This window comes from Pseudoclavibacter sp. VKM Ac-2888 (assembly GCF_015351285.1).
Lineage (GTDB): Bacteria > Actinomycetota > Actinomycetes > Actinomycetales > Microbacteriaceae > Pseudoclavibacter.
Genome location: NZ_JADKSM010000001.1, coordinates 301,844 through 319,703, shown reverse-complemented (window position 1 = coordinate 319,703; position 17,860 = coordinate 301,844). Strand labels below are relative to the sequence as shown.

General features: G+C 70.0%; 14 protein-coding genes. 2 read left to right on the top strand and 12 right to left on the bottom strand.

Annotated features, from left to right (window positions below):
• Positions 1-78 precede the first annotated feature (78 nt).
• The 8 genes from ITJ61_RS01515 to ITJ61_RS01480 all read right to left on the bottom strand — a co-directional run bounded on the left by ITJ61_RS01515 (position 79) and on the right by ITJ61_RS01480 (position 9,743).
• A complete protein-coding gene (locus ITJ61_RS01515) occupies positions 79-867 on the bottom strand; it encodes a DUF1684 domain-containing protein (protein WP_104341108.1) in 789 nt (262 codons plus the stop codon).
• A complete protein-coding gene (locus ITJ61_RS01510) occupies positions 794-2,836 on the bottom strand; it encodes an FAD/NAD(P)-binding protein (protein WP_228496550.1) in 2,043 nt (680 codons plus the stop codon). Before ITJ61_RS01510 ends, ITJ61_RS01515 begins: the two co-directional genes overlap by 74 nt.
• Positions 2,833-4,497 carry a dipeptide ABC transporter ATP-binding protein gene (locus tag ITJ61_RS01505; protein ID WP_194685288.1) on the bottom strand — a complete coding sequence of 555 codons (1,665 nt, stop codon included), beginning with the start codon at positions 4,495-4,497 and terminating at the stop codon, positions 2,833-2,835. Before ITJ61_RS01505 ends, ITJ61_RS01510 begins: the two co-directional genes overlap by 4 nt.
• Positions 4,494-5,453 carry an ABC transporter permease gene (locus tag ITJ61_RS01500; protein WP_104307254.1) on the bottom strand — a complete coding sequence of 320 codons (960 nt, stop codon included), beginning with the start codon at positions 5,451-5,453 and terminating at the stop codon, positions 4,494-4,496. The genes ITJ61_RS01505 and ITJ61_RS01500 overlap by 4 nt, the downstream gene beginning before the upstream one ends.
• Positions 5,450-6,484 (bottom strand): ABC transporter permease, encoded by a 1,035-nt coding sequence (locus ITJ61_RS01495; RefSeq protein WP_104241113.1) that lies wholly within the window; start codon positions 6,482-6,484, stop codon positions 5,450-5,452. Before ITJ61_RS01495 ends, ITJ61_RS01500 begins: the two co-directional genes overlap by 4 nt.
• Before the next feature lie 4 nt (positions 6,485-6,488).
• The gene (locus tag ITJ61_RS01490; RefSeq protein WP_194685287.1) at positions 6,489-8,090 is read right to left on the bottom strand and encodes an ABC transporter substrate-binding protein; all 1,602 of its coding nucleotides are present in this window, start codon (positions 8,088-8,090) and stop codon (positions 6,489-6,491) included.
• A gap of 133 nt (positions 8,091-8,223) precedes the next feature.
• The gene (locus tag ITJ61_RS01485) at positions 8,224-8,862 is read right to left on the bottom strand and encodes an alpha/beta hydrolase (RefSeq protein WP_194685286.1); all 639 of its coding nucleotides are present in this window, start codon (positions 8,860-8,862) and stop codon (positions 8,224-8,226) included.
• Positions 8,859-9,743 carry a VOC family protein gene (locus tag ITJ61_RS01480; protein WP_104241110.1) on the bottom strand — a complete coding sequence of 295 codons (885 nt, stop codon included), beginning with the start codon at positions 9,741-9,743 and terminating at the stop codon, positions 8,859-8,861. Before ITJ61_RS01480 ends, ITJ61_RS01485 begins: the two co-directional genes overlap by 4 nt.
• Before the next feature lie 60 nt (positions 9,744-9,803).
• Here ITJ61_RS01480 and ITJ61_RS01475 point away from each other — a divergent pair, with 60 nt between their 5' ends.
• A complete protein-coding gene (locus tag ITJ61_RS01475) occupies positions 9,804-10,502 on the top strand; it encodes a MarR family transcriptional regulator (protein WP_104241109.1) in 699 nt (232 codons plus the stop codon).
• A gap of 86 nt (positions 10,503-10,588) precedes the next feature.
• Here the strand turns inward: ITJ61_RS01475 and aceB are convergent, their stop codons facing one another.
• Both aceB and aceA read right to left on the bottom strand, forming a co-directional pair.
• Positions 10,589-12,256 (bottom strand): malate synthase A, encoded by a 1,668-nt coding sequence (aceB, locus tag ITJ61_RS01470; RefSeq protein ID WP_194685285.1) that lies wholly within the window; start codon positions 12,254-12,256, stop codon positions 10,589-10,591.
• Positions 12,257-12,314: 58 nt separating this feature from the next.
• The gene (gene aceA / locus ITJ61_RS01465) at positions 12,315-13,625 is read right to left on the bottom strand and encodes an isocitrate lyase (protein WP_194685284.1); all 1,311 of its coding nucleotides are present in this window, start codon (positions 13,623-13,625) and stop codon (positions 12,315-12,317) included.
• Between the two features lie 134 nt (positions 13,626-13,759).
• Between aceA and ITJ61_RS01460 the strand changes: the two genes are divergently transcribed.
• A complete protein-coding gene (locus ITJ61_RS01460; RefSeq protein ID WP_194685283.1) occupies positions 13,760-15,223 on the top strand; it encodes an XRE family transcriptional regulator in 1,464 nt (487 codons plus the stop codon).
• Here ITJ61_RS01460 and ITJ61_RS01455 read toward each other — a convergent pair.
• Together ITJ61_RS01455 and ITJ61_RS01450 are read right to left on the bottom strand one after the other, a co-directional pair.
• On the bottom strand, positions 15,175-16,584 hold the full coding sequence (locus ITJ61_RS01455; protein WP_194685282.1) for an NtaA/DmoA family FMN-dependent monooxygenase: 1,410 nt from the start codon (positions 16,582-16,584) through the stop codon (positions 15,175-15,177). The genes ITJ61_RS01460 and ITJ61_RS01455 overlap by 49 nt on opposite strands.
• Positions 16,581-17,828, bottom strand: coding sequence for an LLM class flavin-dependent oxidoreductase (locus tag ITJ61_RS01450; protein ID WP_104306561.1), 1,248 nt, complete (start codon positions 17,826-17,828; stop codon positions 16,581-16,583). The genes ITJ61_RS01455 and ITJ61_RS01450 overlap by 4 nt, the downstream gene beginning before the upstream one ends.
• Between the last annotated feature and the right edge of the window lie 32 nt (positions 17,829-17,860).

Genomic DNA, 17,860 nt, shown 5'->3' with positions numbered 1-17,860 from the left:
GAGTGATCGCGAACCGCGCTCCGGGTTGGGTTCCGTGGGGCGCGGTTCGCGATCGTCGTCAGCGACTGGACGTTGGCGTCAGGCCTTGATGGCGTTCCGCTCGCCAGCTCTGACCGGCACGCTGAGTCGGTTGTCGGCGGCAGGCGTCGGGCAGACGAAGTGGTCGCTGAAGGCGCACGGCGGCAGGTAGGCGCGATTGAAGTCGATCGTCGTCGCCCCGTCGGCCTCGGGGGCTGGGACGGTCAGGAACCGGAAACGGTAGCTCTCGACACCGCTCGTCGTGTCGGCGAACACGACTTGGAGTCCTGCCTCGGTGTGGTCGGCGTCGATCGAGAACGCCGAGCCGCCGAGCTCGAAGTCGAGCTTCCCGCCGAGGTCCTTCCTGGACACGTAGCCGTCCGCCTGGAGCACGTCGACCTGCTCGGTCGAGGGACGGAAGCTCGCGGACACGACGTAGTCGTCGTCGGGCTGGTAGCTGTCGATGCCGAGGAGCGCGGCTCGCCCCGACGCCTCGGGGTCGAGCACTCGGAGGGCGCGCTGATCGTCGCGCGCGAATGCCCGGAGGATGCGCGCACCGTCGCGGAGCTCCTCGCCCGTCTTCAGGGCCACGCGGTCGCCGACTCCGGAGCCGGAGGCGTCCACGTACCCGCTCTCAGCGAGCCCGCTGCCGACGACGGCGCCGTCGACGATGCTCCAGGTTCCCGCGACGCCCTCGAGTTCGAGCTCGACGCCGTTGGCGAGCCAGTTGGTCGCGACGAGGGCCGCCGGTCCGTACGGGGCACGGACCGCGCGCTCACGACTTTCGTGCCAGGCCGCCCAGCGTGCGCTGAAGTGGTCTCCGGTAGTGGTGCTCTGCTGCGTGCTCATGCTGTTCCCTCTCCTCGTTCTCTCTGCTGATCTCGCCGACGAGTCTCAACGTACTCAGGGCGACGGCGTCGTTCTCGCGGAACGAGACGGCGTTGGTCCGGGGGCGGGAGAACGCCCCGACGAATGGATTGGACGTGTACGGGCCGATGGCGAACCGACGGGGATGCGTCGTCCCGTCTGCCTGCACGATCCTCGAGTCCTCGCGGCGCACCTCGATGACGCCGGTGGCGAGGCTGCCCTCCGGGGTGGCGGCGATGCGCTCGCGCCCTTCGCCCGACTCGATGAGCTGCCTGAGCGCCAGGTTGTCGGTGTGGGCGACGTCGGCGTCGGGAAGCCAGGCGTCGATGAGCGCGCGGGCCGACACCTGTCGCTCGAGCGTCGTGCCCTTGGCCCGGAAGAGGCCTGCCTCCTCGTCCTCCCAGACGCGCAGCTCGCCGCCCAGGAAGTGCACGACACCGGCCTCGCTGAGCGCGAGGAGCTCGTCGAGACGGTGTCCTGGCGGGCCGGACGCGACGTAGCTGAAGAAGCCCTTCCACCAGACGCGAACGTCTCCGGCGAGCGAGGCCGGCGACCAGTTGGGGGCATCCTGGAACTCGACGAAGGTCATGAAGGAGAAGAGGAGGGCGAGGAAGAGACCCTGGTTCTCGCTGTGCTGCTGGCTGTTCCTCCTGCGGAGGTCTTCGCGGATGTAGTCGTGGAGGGCGACCGACACCGAGCCGACGTCGGTAGCCGCGGCCCCGCGCAGGGGGTGGTCGAAGGTCTCGATGTCGAGCTCGTCGCTCGGGTCGACGAGCGCGGCGAGCACCGCCTCGTGGAGTTCGGGCGACTGCGCGGCGAATCGGTCGAGCTCGGCTCGGAACTCGACCCAGGACACGCGGACTCGGTCGGGGTGCCCCGTGAAGAGCTCGCGGTAATAGCCGTGCAGCATCTCCTTGGCGAGGAGCGGCCAGAAGTGCGTCCGGAAGTCCAGGATCTCGTGCTCGGCGACGATCTCGCGGGCGATGTCCGCGGTGAAGTAGCGGGTCTCGAACGGCTCCCCCTGGAGCACGCTCGTGACCTTGGAGTGGTAGGGAACGCCCCGCCTGGAGCCGACGAGGATGCGCGGCTCGCGGCCGGAGGGACGGTACTTGAGGCGTCCCGGCTCGTCTCCTGGCAGGAACGCTCCCCCGCGCCCTTCGGTGAGCAGCACGAGCAGGTCGACGGCGGCGAGGCCGAGACCGCGGACGATGACGGGCTCCCCGGCTTCCACTGCACTGAAGTCTGCGTCTGCCGTGAACGAGGGCGGCACGTAGGCGAGGTCGTGGCGGGCCGCGAACTCGCTCAGCTCGGCGGTTCTCGTCCCTTCGTGGACCAGGGTTCCGGAATGGCCGAGCGCGTACACGACGACGTCGACGGTGAGGCTGTCGCCCGTGTCGAGCTCGACGCGCTGCGCGCCGTTGTCGATCGTCGTGACGCCCGTCACCTCCGCGGCATGGACGAGGACCGTCAGGCCCTCCGGCGCCGAGTCCGCCGCCTGCTCGAAGAACCAGCCCAGGTACCTGCTCTGCAGGCGCCTCGTGGGGAAGCTCGCCGGACCGAGTGAGCGCACCTCGTCGGCCACCTGCTGGTCCTCCGCGTCGAGGTCGTACCCGTCCAGCTCGCCGCGGCTCGCGAGCTCAGCCCATTCGACGAGGGAGGGGCCCTGCCTGACCGGGCCCTCGATGGTGCTCGTCTCGTCGGTGAACATGGTGACGTCGGCCGCCAGCGAGTTGAGCTTCAGGAGCCCGGACTGGGCGTCTCGCCAGATGCGTCCGGCTCCAGGCGGGTGCGGGTCGATGAGGTGCACGACAAGCGGGCCCGTGGTGTCCCCGTCGTAGTTGGCGACGATGCGCTCGAGGAGCCCAGCTCCGCGAGGTCCGGCGCCGAGGACCGCGATGCACCTGGCTCCCCTGGTGCTGTCGATGTCGATGAGCCTGGCCGCGGATGTCATGCGATCGCCTCCAGGACGCGCTCGGTGGGCTTGCCCCCGGGGATGGCGTCGACGAGCGCTCGGGTGTATGCGTTGGTGCTGCGCTCGAAGACCTCGTCGACGGTGCCTTCCTCGAGCAGCTCGCCGCCGCGGAGCACGCCGACGCGATCGGCGATCTGGCGGACGACCCCGAGGTCGTGGGTGATGAACAGGTAGCTCAGCGAGTGATCGGCCTGGAGGTCGACGAGGAGCTGGAGGATCTGCGCCTGGACGGAGACGTCGAGGGCGGAGACGGCTTCGTCGAGGACGATGAGCTCTGGCTTCAGGGCGAGTGCTCGTGCGATGGCGACGCGCTGCCGCTGCCCTCCGGAGAGCTGCGTCGAGCGCCGTTGCGCGAAATCGGCGGGGAGCGCGACGTCGTCCAGCAGCTCGAGCACCCGCGCGCGGCGCGACTGCTTGTCGCCGATCCCGAAGGCCCGCAGCGGCTGCTCGATGGAGTCCGCGACGGTGAAGCGCGGGTCGAGCGATGAGTAGGGGTCCTGGTGCACGAGCCCGGTCCTGCGGCGGAAGGCTCTCAGGGCGCTGCCTCTGGCGCCGGCGACTTCGAGGCCGTCGAGGCGGATGCTCCCCTGGTCCGGTCGTTCGAGGAGCAGGGCGAGGCGGGCGGTCGTGCTCTTGCCGGACCCCGACTCGCCGACGAGCGCGTAGCTCTCGCCGCGGGCGATCGAGAAGGCGACGTCCTTGGTCGCGTCGACCCGTGCGCCTCCCGGCAGACGGAACGTCTTGCTCAGTCCCCTGACCTCCAGCACCGGGCGGCTGCGGTCGATGCCGAGGGTGCCGGTGGCCGGCGCGAGCCGCGTCGAGGTCCTGGTGGGTGCGGCCGCGACGAGTCGCTTCGTGTACGGGTGCTGCGGGTCCTCGAGGACCTGGGCGGCCGGGCCAGCCTCGACGATCGCTCCGTGCTGCATGACGAGGATGCGGTCGGCCCGGTCGGCTGCCACCCCGAGGTCGTGGGTGATGAAGAGCACGGCCGTGGATGCGACGGCGGCCCGTTCCGCGATGAGGTCGAGGATCTGGCGTTGGACGGTCACGTCGAGGGCGCTCGTCGGCTCGTCGGCGATGATGAGGCCGGGCGAGGCTGCGAGCGCGGCCGCGATGAGGACCCGCTGCCGCATGCCGCCGGAGAACTGGTGGGGGTACTGCGCCGCACGCTTCGCCGCATCCGGGATGCCTGCGTCCTGGAGGAGTTCGACGGCTCGCGCGCGTGCGTCCTTCTTGGTGGCGAGGCCGTGGATGAGGAGCACCTCGGCGACCTGCGCTCCGACGGTCTGCAGCGGGTTCAGAGACGCCGATGGGTCCTGCGGGATGAGGCCGATGCGTGCACCGCGGACGGCACGCCATTCGAGCGGCGTCAGGGCGGTGAGGTCGAGGCCGTCGTAGCGGAGGGCGTTCGCGGTCACCGCGGTGCTCGCGGGGAGGAGGTCGACGATCGACTTGGCGACGCTGGTCTTGCCCGAGCCGGACTCGCCGACGATGGCGACCTGCTCCCCCGGGTACACGTCGAAGGAGACGCCGGCGACGGCGAGCGTCGTGGCTCCCTTGTAGGCGAGCTGGAGGTCGCGGACGGACAGGAGCGGCTGCGGTTCGCCGCCTGCCTGATGCGTCAGGGGTGTGGAGGTCATGAGCGGTCTCCTCGTTCTTGGAGCCAGCGCGAGATGCGCGCCGTGGAGAGCACGACCGCGACGATCACGAGTCCGGGCAGGGTGGTGAGCCACCAAGCGGCCTGCAGGTAGTCGCGGCCCTCGGAGATGAGGGCGCCCCACTCCGGCTGGGGCGGCGGGGCTCCGAAGCCGAGGAAGCTGAGGGCGGAGATGGCGAGCACTGCGGCGCCGAACTCGATGGCGGCGAGCGCGAGGACCGGGGTGATCGCGGCGGGGAGGACCTGGCGAAAGATGATGCTCGGCCAGCGAGCGCCCGAGAGCTTCGCCGCCTCGATGTAGCCGGCGGTGGCAACCGAGAGGACCTGCGAGCGCATGATGCGCGCGAAGGCTGCCGTGGACGCGAGGCCGACCGCGATCGCGATGTTGAGCGTCCCGAAGCCGAGTCCCGTGATGATGGTGAGCGAGAGCAGCAGGGCGGGGATCGCGAGGATGACGTCCATGAAGCGCATGATCGCCTCGTCGACGAATCCCCGGAGGTATCCGGCGAGGAGCCCGAGGAGCGCCCCGGTGCCGAGCGCGATGACGACGGCGAGGCCGGACGCGAGGAGGGTGGTCTGCGAGCCGTGGATGAAGCGCGCGAGGGTGTCTCGGCCCAGGTTGTCGGTGCCGAAGGGGTGCGCGGGGCTCGGCGGCTGGAGGCGGTCGAGGAGGGTGCCGTTGATGGCGTCGTACGGCGTGAAGATCGACGGCGCGATAGCCCAAGCGACGACGGTGGCGAGCACGGCGACCGCCAGGATGAGGGACGGCAGGCGCAGGAGGCTGCGGAAGCGCGCGAACGACGACGACTTCACGGCGGCAGGCACGGGCTGCGGGGTCCGCTCGGCGGCGGCGCCGCCGGCACTGCCCGGGGCAACGTACCGCTCGGTGCGACTCAGCACAGCGAGGTCCGACGGCGGTGTGAGGAGGGGCTGGTTCATGCTGCGACCTCGTTGGCTCGTGTCCTGCCGGGCTCCGTGGAAGCTGCGCCGGGCGCCGATGGGGGTGTCGGACGCCCCTTGGTCGCGGGGCGCTGCTTCGTGGAGTGCGAGAGGCGGGGGTCGACGAGCGGGTAGAGCGCGTCGACGATGAGGTTGGTGACGACGAAGATCGCGGCGGCGAAGACGACCGCGATCATGACGAGGGGGATGTCGCGGTTGGCGACGGCGGTCACGATCATGCGGCCGACGCCGTCGCGGGAGAAGACGGTCTCGGTGACGACGGTTCCCGCGAGGAGCTGGCCGACGAGCACCCCGCCGATCGTGAGGGTCGGCAGGGCCGCGTTCCTGAGCGCGTGGCGCACGAGGATGCGTGTGTCGCCGGCCCCCTTCGCCCTGGCCTGCTCGATGAAGGGCCGGGCGAGGGTCTCGTGCAGGCTGCGGGTGAGCACCTGGGCAAGGTAGGCGCCGGTCGGGATCGAGAGCGTCAGCGCCGGGAGGATGAGCCCCACGAACCCCGTGCTGCCGAAGGCTGGCACCCAGCCGAGCTGGAAGGAGAAGACCTGCAGGAGGAGGAGCCCGAGCCAGAACGTCGGGACCGCGATGGCGAGGGAGGGCAGCGATTGGAGGATGCCGCGCAGCCAGGAGGATCGGATGAGGTTGCTGACGAGCGCGAGTCCGATGCCGCCGATGACGGACAGCACGAGGGCTGCCCCGGCGAGGGTTGCCGTCGACGGGAGCGCGCGGGCGAGCACCTCGGTGGCGGGGATGCCGTTCTGCACGGAGCTGCCGAAGTCGAGGACCAGGGCTCCCCCGAGGGCGGCCAGGTACTGCTCGTGGAACGGAGCGTCGAGCCCGAGCTCCGCTCTCAGCGCCTCGATGGCGGCCGGGTCTGCGGCCCCCTCTCCGCCGCCGGCCGCGGCCACGGCCGCAGCGTCGCCGGGGAGGAGGTAGAGGAGGAGGAACGACAGGGTGAAGGCCGCCCAGAGGACCAGGATCCCCAGGGCGAGCCTCCACGCGAAGTAGCGAGCCATACGGTTACTCCGCGGCCTTCCAGGCTGCCGAGAAGTCGAGCCTGCTGGACGCCTCGAACTGCACTCCCTGGACGCCGGGCGCCTGGACGAGGTTCGTGGAGAGCTGGATGACGGGGACGGCGTAGCCCTCCTCGAGCAGCTGGGTGACAGCCGCGTCGACCTCGGTCTGGCGCGCATCCGCATCGACGATGGCGGCCTGCGAGTTGAGCACCTCGTCGATCGGGCCGACCTCGCGGTAGTTGTACTTGTTGCCGCCCTCAGCCGAGAAGAACACGCGGAGCGCGTCCGGGTCGGCGCGGGTGATGTTCGCCCAGGTGAACGGCTGCGTGCCGTCGTTGATCGCGGTCACGTCGGCGATGGGGGCCTCGCGGAGCTGGAGGTCGATGCCGACGGCGGCGAGCTGGACCTGCACCTGCTCGAGGACGTTGGTGGTCGGCTGCCAGTAGGCGAGCTCGAAGCTCAGCTTCTGGCCGTCCTTCTCGCGGATGCCGTCCGCGCCTTCGACCCAGCCGGCTTCGTCGAGCAGCTTCGCGGCGTCCTCGACGTTGTACTCGAGGATGTCGCTCTGGTCGCTGTAGTAGGGCGTCGACGTGGCGAGCACGCTCGTGGCCGGGCTGTCCTCTGGCGTCAGGAGGGCGAGGAGCTCCTCGCGGTTGATGCTCTTCTGCACGGCGAGGCGCACGTTCTTGTCGGAGAGGATCGGGTGCGAGGCATTCGGGATGAGGTTGTAGACGACACCGGGGTTGGCACGGTTCTGCACGTTCGCGCCGGCGCCCTTGAGTGCGTCGAGGTCGACGAAGGAGACGTCGGTCGAGACGTCGAGCTGGCCGGACTGGAGCGACCCGGTGAGCGTCGATGCCTCCGGGATGACGGAGTACGTGATCGTATCGAGGTAGGGACGCTCGGTGTTGCCGGTCGTCGAGGCACCCCACGTGTAGTCCTCGCGGGCGGCGAGGACCGTCTCGGCGTTGGGGGTGTAGCTCTCGACGGAGAAGGGCCCCGAGCCGATGAAGTCGCCGTCGCAGCGCGCTTCCTGGCTGAGCTTCGTGCTCTCGGTGGAGACGAGCCCGAGCGTGAAGGTGGAGGTCGCCTGCAGGAACTGCGCCGACGGCTCGGCGAAGGTGTAGGTGACCGTCTGCGGGTCCACGACGGTGACCGACTCGAGGCCGGCGAGGTACAGATTGCCGAGCGCCGACTTCGCGCCGAGCGCCTGGACACCCTCCGCGTTGGCCTTGACGGCTTCGGCGTCGATGGGCGTGCCGTCGGCGAAGGTCGGCCCCTCGGCGAGCGTGAAGGTGAACTCCCTCGCGTCGTCCGAGATCTCCCAGGACTCGGCGAGCCACGGAAGCACCTCGCCGGTCTCGACGTCCTGCGTCGTGAGCGACGCGACGGTCTGGCGGGCGATGTTGACGTTGTTGTTGTTGCCGACCTGGGCCGGGTCGATGCATCCGATGTCGCTGAGGATGCCGACGCGCAGGTTGCCGCCCTGAACAGGCTCTGCGTCGGCCGCCGGAACCGCTCCAGACTGCGACGCGCACGAGGCGAGCGCCATCATCCCGACCGCGGCGAGGGCGGCGGCGGAAAGCGGTCTGGTCGAGCGGGTCATCTGGACTCCTTCTCAGCGGAACGCACCCCGATTGCGGGATCCGTCCCAGGTACGGGGATGTCCAGAGACTAGGAAGACGGCCGCCCACTCAGGTGGACGGCCGAAATCTCAGGTACCAGGAGGACACGCAGGGTCACATTGCGCGGAGGAACCCGGCGAGGTCTTCGAGCTCCTGCGGCGAGATGCCGTGCGCGAGGCCCGGGTAGGTGTGCTCGCTGGCCGTCGCGTGACCGGACAGCCACGCGGTGGTCCGATCGAAGGTGGCGTCGCTGATGATCTGGTCCCGGTCCCCGCGCCCGAAGAACACGGGTGGACGGATGCTGGTGAGCTCCTCGTCGCCCGGCTGCTCGCCCTGCAGGGAGAAGCCGGAGAGGACGGCCCCGCGCTCGAAGCGCTGCGGCTCCCGGCGCAGCAGCTGGGTCACCATGAGCCCGCCCTGAGAGAAGCCGATCGGGATGACGTTCGCGGCCGGTGCCGTGTTCTGGTCGAGCCAGGCGAGCACGGCGTCCGTGGCCGCTGCGGCCTTGGCCGGGTCGGGCAGACCCGGGCGGTCGATGGGCACCCAGGCGTAGGAGCCGACCTCGGCGGGCGTCTCCTCGCGGAGGACGAGGGGCGCGCGCAGGGAGGCCCAGTCGAAGCCGTCGCCGAGGGAGGGCAGGAGGCTCGTGAGGTCGTCCTCGTGCGATCCGTAGCCGTGCATGAGCAGGAGGATCGGCCGCTTGCTCGAGGCGTCGATCGACGAGAGCGCCGTGCTGATCGCGAGCCCGCTCATGCCGCGACCGCCTGCGCACGCGTGCGGAGCACGACCTCGGAGCGCCAGGGATCCAGCACGGTGATGGTCGCGCCGTCGTCGGCGAACTGGAGGCCGGCGCCGCGGAGCCGGTCGGCGACCGCGTCGAGCTCGGTCCGTTCTGGAACCTCGATCGTGAGCTGGCCGAGGCCCAGGGTCGCTGCTCGGGGTCCGGCGCCTGCACTGTTCCAGACGTTGAGGGCGATGTGGTGGTGGTAGCCGCCCGCGCTCACGAAGAGCGCTCCTGGATAGGTGGTCGTCGTCTCGAAGCCGAGGGTGTCGACGTAGAAGCTCTTCGCCGTGTCGACGTCGCCGACCTGCAGGTGCACATGGCCGACGTCCGCTGCGGCCTTCTGGGGCGCATCCGCGGTGTCTTCGACGAGGTTGGCTCGCAGATAGGCGTTGGGATCGAGGAACTCGGTGGACATGGCGATGCGCCCGGCGGCGTCGAGCCACGTGTCACGCGGACGGTCGGTGTAGAGCTCGATGCCGTTGCCCTCTGGGTCGGTGAAGTAGAAGGCCTCGCTGACGTGGTGGTCGGAGGAGCCGACGAACTGGGAGCGCGGGTGCTGGGCCGCCCGGTAGACGGTCGCGGCGAGGTCGCTCGGCGTGTCGAACAGGAGCGCGGTATGGAAGAGCCCGGCGGCACGGCGCGGAGCGACCGGGAGGCCGGGGGTGTGCCGGAGGCGCACGAGCGGGGCGGCTCCTCGACCGAGCGTGATCTCGCCGTCGGTCTCAGCGATCGGCTCGAGGGCGAGCGCCGTGCGGTAGTACTCGGATTGCGCGGCGAGGTCGCCGACGTGGAGTGAGACGAGGCCCATCCCGGTGCCTGCGTCGAGCTTGTCGCCATCTGATGTCGTCATGGCACGAACCGTAGCACTCAAGAACTTGCATCTACAAGTAAAAGGCGCGAGGATGAGGGCATGACCGAACCCAGATGGCTCTCTGCGGACGAGCAGCACTCGTGGCTGCACTTCATCGGGGTCGTCGAGCTGCTCCCGGGTGCGCTCGACACGCAGCTCGGCAACGACGCCGGCATCACGCACTACGAGTATCTCGTGATGGCGGTGCTCTCGGAGTCGCCGGGCCGGAGCCTCCGGATGACCGACCTCGCGACGCGCACCAATGCCACGCTCCCGCGCCTCTCCCGTGTCGTCCTCGGCCTGGAGCAGCGCGGCCACGTCGAGCGCACGAGCCACCCGGGCGACCGAAGGGCGAAGATCGCGAAGCTCAGCGACAGCGGCATGCTGTTCCTCGAGGAGACCGCACCCGGCCACGTCGGCAAGGTGCGGGAGCTCATCGTGGATGCGCTCACCCCTGAGGAATTCAGCACACTCGGCAGGATCTCCCAGAAGCTGCTCGACCGGATCGACCCCGAGGACCGCTTCGGCGTCCACCGGACCGCGACGGAGCCGGCGGGCTCGGACTCCGAGCCGATCGCCCGATTGGGCATCGGGGCTCCCGCGACCCGTGCGCTCGCCGGCGATGGCCAGACCCTGCTCGGCGACGTCGCCGGCGCGAGCCGCGAGCACCTGCTCTCCCTGCACGGCGTCGGCCCCCGCGCCGTGGGCATCCTCGAGGGCGCCCTCGAGGCGCGTGGGCTCGCACCGCTGCAGCGCTGACGGCCCGGGCAGGGAGGCAGGCGGAGACGCCCGAACCACCAGCGCTGCTCGCGTGCCGCGGCGGCGGGCACCGGGCTGCCTCCCGCTCAAGCTGCGGCGAGGTGCGCCTCACGCTCGATGCTCCGCGCGACCGGCCTCTCGCAGAGATGGTGCGCGTAGGCGGGGATCGTCAGGAACGTCGGGAACTCGTCGTCCAACGAGACCCGTCGCAGGATCTGCGCGGCGGCCTCGAAGCGGTCGCCCTCGAAGCGCCGCGCGTCGCTGAGGGCGCCGTCGAGCAGCGACTCGACCAGCTCACGCGTCACCACCGTGCCGGATTCGGTCACGGTCTGCTGGGCGATCCACTGCCACAGCTGGGAGCGTGAGATCTCGGCCGTCGCCGCATCCTCCATGAGGCCGTCGATCGCGACGGCACCCACCCCGCGCAGCCAGCTCTCGATGTAACGCAGCGCGACGGAGACGTTGGCGCGCACCCCCTCGTCGGTGACGTGCTTCTCCAGCGAGCGCACGTCGAGGAGCTGCGCCGCCGTGACGTCGACCTCAGAGCGGTCTCGTCCAAGCTGGTTGGGTGCCCCGCCGAGCACGGCGTCGAATTCTGCGCGCGCGACGTCGATGAGTCCCGGATGCGCGACCCAGGACCCGTCGAATCCGTCTGCAGCCTCCCTCGCCTTGTCGGCACGCACCTTCTCGAGGGCACGCGCCGTGACCTCGGGCTCGCGGGAGTTCGGGATGAAGGCGCTCATGCCGCCGATCGCGTGGGCGCCCCGCGCGTGGCAGGTTCGCACGAGCAGCTCCGTGTACGCCCGCATGAACGGGACCGTCATCGTGATCCGGTCGCGGTTGGGGAAGACGTACTGGGGTCCGCGCGAGCGGTAGTGCTTGATGAAGCTGAAGATGTAGTCCCATCGTCCGGCGTTGAGGCCCGCGCAGTGCTCGCGCAGCTCGTAGAGGATCTCGTCCATCTCGAAGGCCGCGGGCAGCGTCTCGATGAGCACGGTCGCCCGGATCGTGCCGTGCTCGATGCCGATGGCCCGTTCCGAGAAGGTGAAGACGTCGTCCCAGAGGCGCGCCTCGAGGTGGTTCTCGAGCTTGGGCAGGTAGAAGTAGGGACCGCGCCCGCGCGCCAGCAGCTCCGTGGCGTTGTGGAAGAAGTAGAGCCCGAAGTCCACGAGCGAACCGGATGCGGGCCGCTGCTGGCCCGAGCGGTCGGTGTAGCTCAGGTGCTTCTCGACGAGGTGCCAGCCGCGGGGCCTGACGATGATGGTCGGCGTCTTGTCGGCGGTGACCGAGTACTCCTTTCCTTCCGGACTCGTGTACTCGATGCGCTCCCTGACCGCATCCAGGAGCGAGACCTGCCCGCCGACGATGTTCTGCCAGGTCGGGCTCGTCGCGTCCTCGAGGTCAGCCAGCCAGGCGTTCGCTCCGGAGTTGAGGGCGTTGATGGTCATCTTGCGATCGGTGGGACCGGTGATCTCGATGCGGCGGTCCTCGAGACCGGGGCCGGCCCCCGCGACTCGCCAGCTCGGGTCCTCCCGCACGGGGGCGGTCTCGCTCAGGAAGCGGAAGTCGCGGCCGTTCTCGACGGCCTTCCGGCCGTCCATCCTGGCGAGGAGGCGTTCGTGGCGCCTGCCCGCAAACTGGTCGTGGAGCCGCAGGACGAACTCGAGGGCTTCGCGGGTGAGGATCTCGTCGAAGCGATCGCCGATCGGCCCGGTCACCTTCAGGCGCGGTTCTGGTGTGCTGTTCATGGTCATGGCTGCTTTCTGCGTCGATGGGTCAGGGAAGTCGAGGGAGAGTGTGACGTCGCGCGGTTCAGTGGAACTGCTCGGACTCGGTGGAGCCGACGAGGGCGAGTGTGGAGCTGGCGGGGTTGAGGCTCGAGGACAGGCGGTCGAAGTAGCCGGTGCCGACCTCGCGCTGGTGCTTCGTCGCCGTGTAGCCGTCGGCCTCGCTTGCGAACTCGGCCTCCTGGAGGTCGACGTAGGCGCTCATGTGGCGGGCGCTGTAGTCGCGGGCGAGCGTGTACATGGAGTGGTTGAGCGCGTGGAATCCGGCGAGGGTGATGAACTGGAAGGTGTAGCCCATGGCAGCGAGCTCACGCTGGAACGCGGCGATCTGCTCGTCGTCGAGGTGGCGCTTCCAGTTGAAGGACGGCGAGCAGTTGTAGGCGAGCTTCTTGTCGGGGAACTCGGCGTGGATGCTCTCGGCGAAGGTTCGGGCCAGCTCGAGGTCGGGTTCGCCGCTCTCGACCCAGAGGAGGTCGGCGTACGGGGCGTATGCGTGCCCGCGGGCGAGCACGGTCTCGATGCCTGGCTTCGTCTCGTAGAACCCTTCGGCGGTCCGGTCGCCCGTCAGGAACGGTCGGTCGCGCTCGTCGACGTCGCTCGTGATGAGGTTCGCGGCGAGGGAGTCGGTGCGGGCGATGATGACGCTGGGCACGCCGGCGACGTCGGCGGCGAGGCGGGCCGCGTTGAGGGTGCGGATGTGCTGCTGGGTCGGCACGAGGACCTTGCCGCCCATGTGACCGCATTTCTTCTCGCTCGCGAGCTGGTCTTCCCAGTGCACGCCTGCGGCTCCTGCCTGGATCATGGAGGCCATGAGCTCGTAGGCGTTGAGCGGGCCGCCGAAGCCGGCTTCGGCGTCGGCGACGATGGGCGCGAGCCAGTCGCGGCTCGGCGCCCCGTCCTCGGCGGTCTCGATCTGGTCGGCACGGAGGAGGGCATTGTTGATGCGGCGGACGACGGCCGGCACGGAGTTCGCCGGGTAGAGGCTCTGGTCCGGGTAGGTCTGGCCGGAGAGGTTCGCGTCGGCGGCGACCTGCCACCCGGAGAGGTAGATGGCCTTGAGGCCGGCACGCACCTGCTGCACGGCCTGGTTGCCTGTTAGGGCCCCGAGGGCGGCGACCCAGCTGCCGTCGTCGTCGTTCACGAGGCCCCAGAGGCGCTCCGCTCCTCGGCGTGCGAGCGTCTGCTCCTCGACGACGCTCCCCCGCAGTGCGACGACGTCCTCGGCGGAGAAGTCGCGTGTGATGCCGCTCCAGCGGGCTTCCGTCTTCCAGGCGGTCTCGATGCTCGCGGCCTTCGCCTGCGCCGACTCGGTTCCGTGAGGCGTCGTCTGGTCCATGATGAGCTCCTTTGCTCGAAGAACTGGTGTTGTGTCGATCCTGTGCCGTCCTGGACGCTCGAGACGGAAACTCCGACTAGAAATCTGCCCGTTCTTCTAGCGCGCAGAAGGATGCGTGTGGCACGGTTGCGCACATGGACATCGACGTTCTGACGCTCGGCCGACGCATCCGCTCGATACGGCAGGAGCGGGGCCTCACCCTCGAGGCGCTCGGCACCGCCATCAAGCGCGCGCCCTCGCAGATCTCCGCCATCGAGACCGGGAAGCGCGAGGTTCGACTGTCTGAGCTGCAGGCCTTCGCGCGCCTCTTCGGGGTGAGCGTCGACGAGCTGCTCTCCGACGCCCCGCTCTCGAAGCGCGCGTCCCTCGAAGTCGAGCTCGAACGCGCGCAGGCGGGCCGGATCGCCCTCGCGCTCGGCCTGGATCCGCTTCCCATCCGCCGCTCGCTGAGCGACGAGGCCATCGAGACGATCCTCGCGCTCTACCGGGAGCTCGCCAGAATCGACTCAGAGCGGGCCGCGACCCCCGAGGAGGCTCGGCGAGCCAACACCGAGCTGCGGCGTGCCATGCGCGAGCGGGACAACTACTACGCGGAACTCGAGGAGCAGGCCTCTGCGCTGCTCACGAGCGTCGGGCACGAGGATGGGCCGCTCTCGCAGCGCACCGCGGCCGACATCGCGGCTCACCTCGGGCTGACGCTGCACTACGTGCGCGACCTGCCCGTCTCGACCCGATCGGTCGTCGATCGGAGACACGGTCGCATCTACGTGCCCCTGGCCCAGTCGCCGGATGCTGACCCACGATCCATCATCCTGCAGACCATCTCGAGCTACGTGCTCGGCCACGAGGCACCGCGCGACTACGCGGAGTTCCTCCTGCAGCGGGTCGAGACGAACTACTTCACCGGGGCGCTCCTGATCCCGGAGCTGGGCGCCGCGAAGCTCATGGGTGCGGCCCAGCAGCGTCGGGCGCTTTCGGTCGAGGACCTCCGCGACGCGTACGGGGTGAGCTACGAGACCGCAGCCCACCGGTTCACGAACCTCAGCACGCATCACCTCGGCATCCCGGTCCACTTCCTGAAGGTCAGCGAGTCCGGGGTCATCTCGAAGGCCTACGAGAACGACAGCGTCAGCTTCCCCACCGACGCGCTCGGCGCCGTGGAGGGCCAGTTCGTGTGCAGGCAGTGGAGCGCGCGGCGGGTGTTCGACGTCGAGGACCGATTCAGCCCCTACCACCAGTACACGGACAAGCCGGTCGGCACCTACTGGTGCACCTCGCGCATCCAGAACACGCCCCTTGGCACCTTCTCGGTCAGCGTCGGCACGGCCTTCGAGCACGCGAAATGGTTCGCGGGGCGCGAGACGACGCGCAGGCACACCTCCACCTGCCCGAACGGCGACTGCTGTCGTCGCCCCTCTGAGCAGCTGTCGGCGAGGTGGGCGGGCGCGTCGTTCCCGAACGCCCGCCTCCACACCTCACTGCATGCGGCGATGCCGACCGGGGCGTTCCCCGGCGTCGACGAGGTGGAGGTGTACGAGTTCCTGGATCGTCACGCCCCGGCGGCACCCCCGGAGGCACCGCCCGCGCCGAGCAGCTGACCGCTGGGCGCATCGGCCGATGGCGGCTCCGCCGGCAGTCCGAGCGTCTCGCGGAGGGTGGCCCCAGGCGTGTACTCCTCGCGGTACACGCCGCGCTCCTGCAGCTCTGGGATGACGCCGTCGACGAAGCGGTCGAGCCCGTTGGGGATCAGCGAGGGCACGATGACGAACCCGTCGGAGGCGCCGCCCTGGACGTAGCGGGAGATCTCATCGGCGATGTGCGACGCGGTCCCGACGAAGGTGTGCCGCGTGTTGAGCTTCACCATCAGCTCGCGCACGGTGAGCGAGTCCCGCTCCGCGATCTCCCTGAACCTGGAGATCTGGGCGCGCTGCTTGGAGAGGTCGTTCGCCTGACCGGCGCGGATGCGCTCGTCGCCAGGCTCGAGGTCGGGCAGCGGGCCGTCCGGGTCGACGCCAGACAGGTCCCTTCCCCACACCTGCTCGAGCATCGCGATCGCCGTCTGCGGGCTGACCTGGGCGAGGGCCTCCTCGCGGGACCGCTCGCGGGCATCCGCCTCAGAATCGCCGATCACGAATGTCGCGGCCGGCATAATCAGGAGGGAGTCGCGTGAGCGGCCAGCTGCGGGCAGGCGGCCCTTGACGTCGTCGTAGAACCGCTTGCCGTCTTCGAAGGCGGCGTGCAGGGAGAAGATGATCTCGGCGTTCGCCGACGCGAAGTCTCGCCCAGCCGGGGAGTCGCCGGCCTGCACGATGACCGGGTAGCGCTGGGGACTGCGTGGCACGTTCGGGATCGTCTCGACGTCGAAGTGCTTGCCGACGTGGTTGATGCGGCTGACCCCGCCTGGTCGCAGGTACTCGCCACGGCCGGGGTTGGCGGCGATCGCGTCGGCCTCCCACGCGTCCCAGAGACGCTTCGAGAGCCGCACGAACTCCTCGGCCCGCTCGTAGCGCTCCGAGTACTCCAGGAACCCGCCACGGCGGAAGTTCTGGCCGTGGAAGGCGTCGCTCGACGTGACGACGTTCCAGCCGGCTCGTCCTTTCGAGAGGTGGTCGAGGGTCGCGAGCTGCCTCGCGAGATCTGCCGGCTCGTTGAAGGTCGAGGAGAGCGTGCCGACGAGTCCGATGTGCTCGGTGAGGCTGGCGAGTGCGGCGAGGATCACGAGCGTGTTGGGGCGCCCGACGACGTCGAGCTCGTGGATGCGCCCCTTGTGCTCACGAAGCCGAAGCCCCTCGGCGAGGAACAGGTAGTCGAACCTGCCGCGCTCGGCGGTCTCCGCGAAGGCCCGGAAGGAGGCGAGGTCGATCTGGCTTCCTGCATCTGGGTCGGTCCAGATGGTCGTGTTGTTGACCCCGGGGAAGTGCGCCGCGAGGTGGACCTGCTTGAGGGGCGTGCCGCTCATGCGCGCTGTGCCTTTCCATCGTTGACGAGGGCGCCGCGGCCGCGAGCCGCTTGGCGGTCTGCATGGGCTGCGGCGAAGCGGTTCGCGGGGCGCGGTTCGAGCCCGAGCGTCTTGCGCAGGCTCGGTGACTTCTCGCGGGGGTTCGGGGGCGAGACGATGCCTCGGGCCTCGAGCATGGGGCGCACCCTGTCGACGAACTCGGCGACGTCGCCGTGGGTCAGGGGGCGGACGCGCACGCCGTCGAGGCCGGCGTCCGCGTACTTGGCGATGAGCTCGGCGGTCGTCACGTTGGACCTGACCACGACTCTGGTGTCGCTGCGGTAGCCGGAGTCTGCGCGGACGCGCTCGTCGAGCGCTCGGAAGTGCTCCTCGGTCGACCCGTCCTCGTCGCCGAGGAAGATCTCCAGGTCGGCGACGACGCGGAGGGGCTCGCCCGTGCGGCCAACGCGCTGCTCTGCCTCCCGGATCGCTGCGAGGAGCTCGGCGACCGTGGCTCGGCCGGGCGTGACGAACACGACGTCGGCCTGCCGCGCCGCGAACTCGAACGCGTCCTGCGTCTGCGCGAGCGCGAAGACCGGCGGCTGCCCCTGCGGCGAGCGCGGCACGATGGAGGGCCCCTTCACGCTGAAGTGCTCGCCCTCGAAGTCCGCGTAGTGCAGGCGGTCCGCGTCGATGAATCGGCCCGTCGGCTCGTCGCGGATGACGGCGTCGTCTTCCCAGCTGTCCCAGAGCCGCCGGATGACCTCGACCGAGTCCGCCCCTTCGGCGAAGATCGCGTCGAGGCCGAGTGAGCTCTTGCGTCCGAAGCTCGCCGCCTCCGCGGCACTCGCGCTGAGCTTGGCCCGGAGGCCCGCGCGGCCGAGCGACACGAAGTCGAGGGTCTGGATGCTCGTGGCAGCGTGGAACGGCTCCGCGTGCGTGAGGCCGATGGTGGGGACGAGCCCGATCCGCTTGGTGTGCGGGGCGAGGGCGGCCGCGAGAAGGGTCGCGTCGAGCGACACCTCGGCGAGATCGCGAGATGCCTCCCAGTCCGGGGCGCTCCCCTCGATCTGGTAGGCGTCCTCGAAGGTGACGTAGTCGATGCCGGCGCGCTCGGCGTGCTGGACGAGTTCGCGCCAGTAGCCGAGCTCCGTGAGCCGAGTCCCGTCACCGCGTGGCAGCACCGTCCACGCGGCTGGGTGCCAGCCTGCGCCCTGGAGCGCGAGCCCGACCGTGAATCGTCCGGGGCTTGGTCGTCTCGACATGATGCCTCTCTCACGGGATCCGGTGTCCGAGC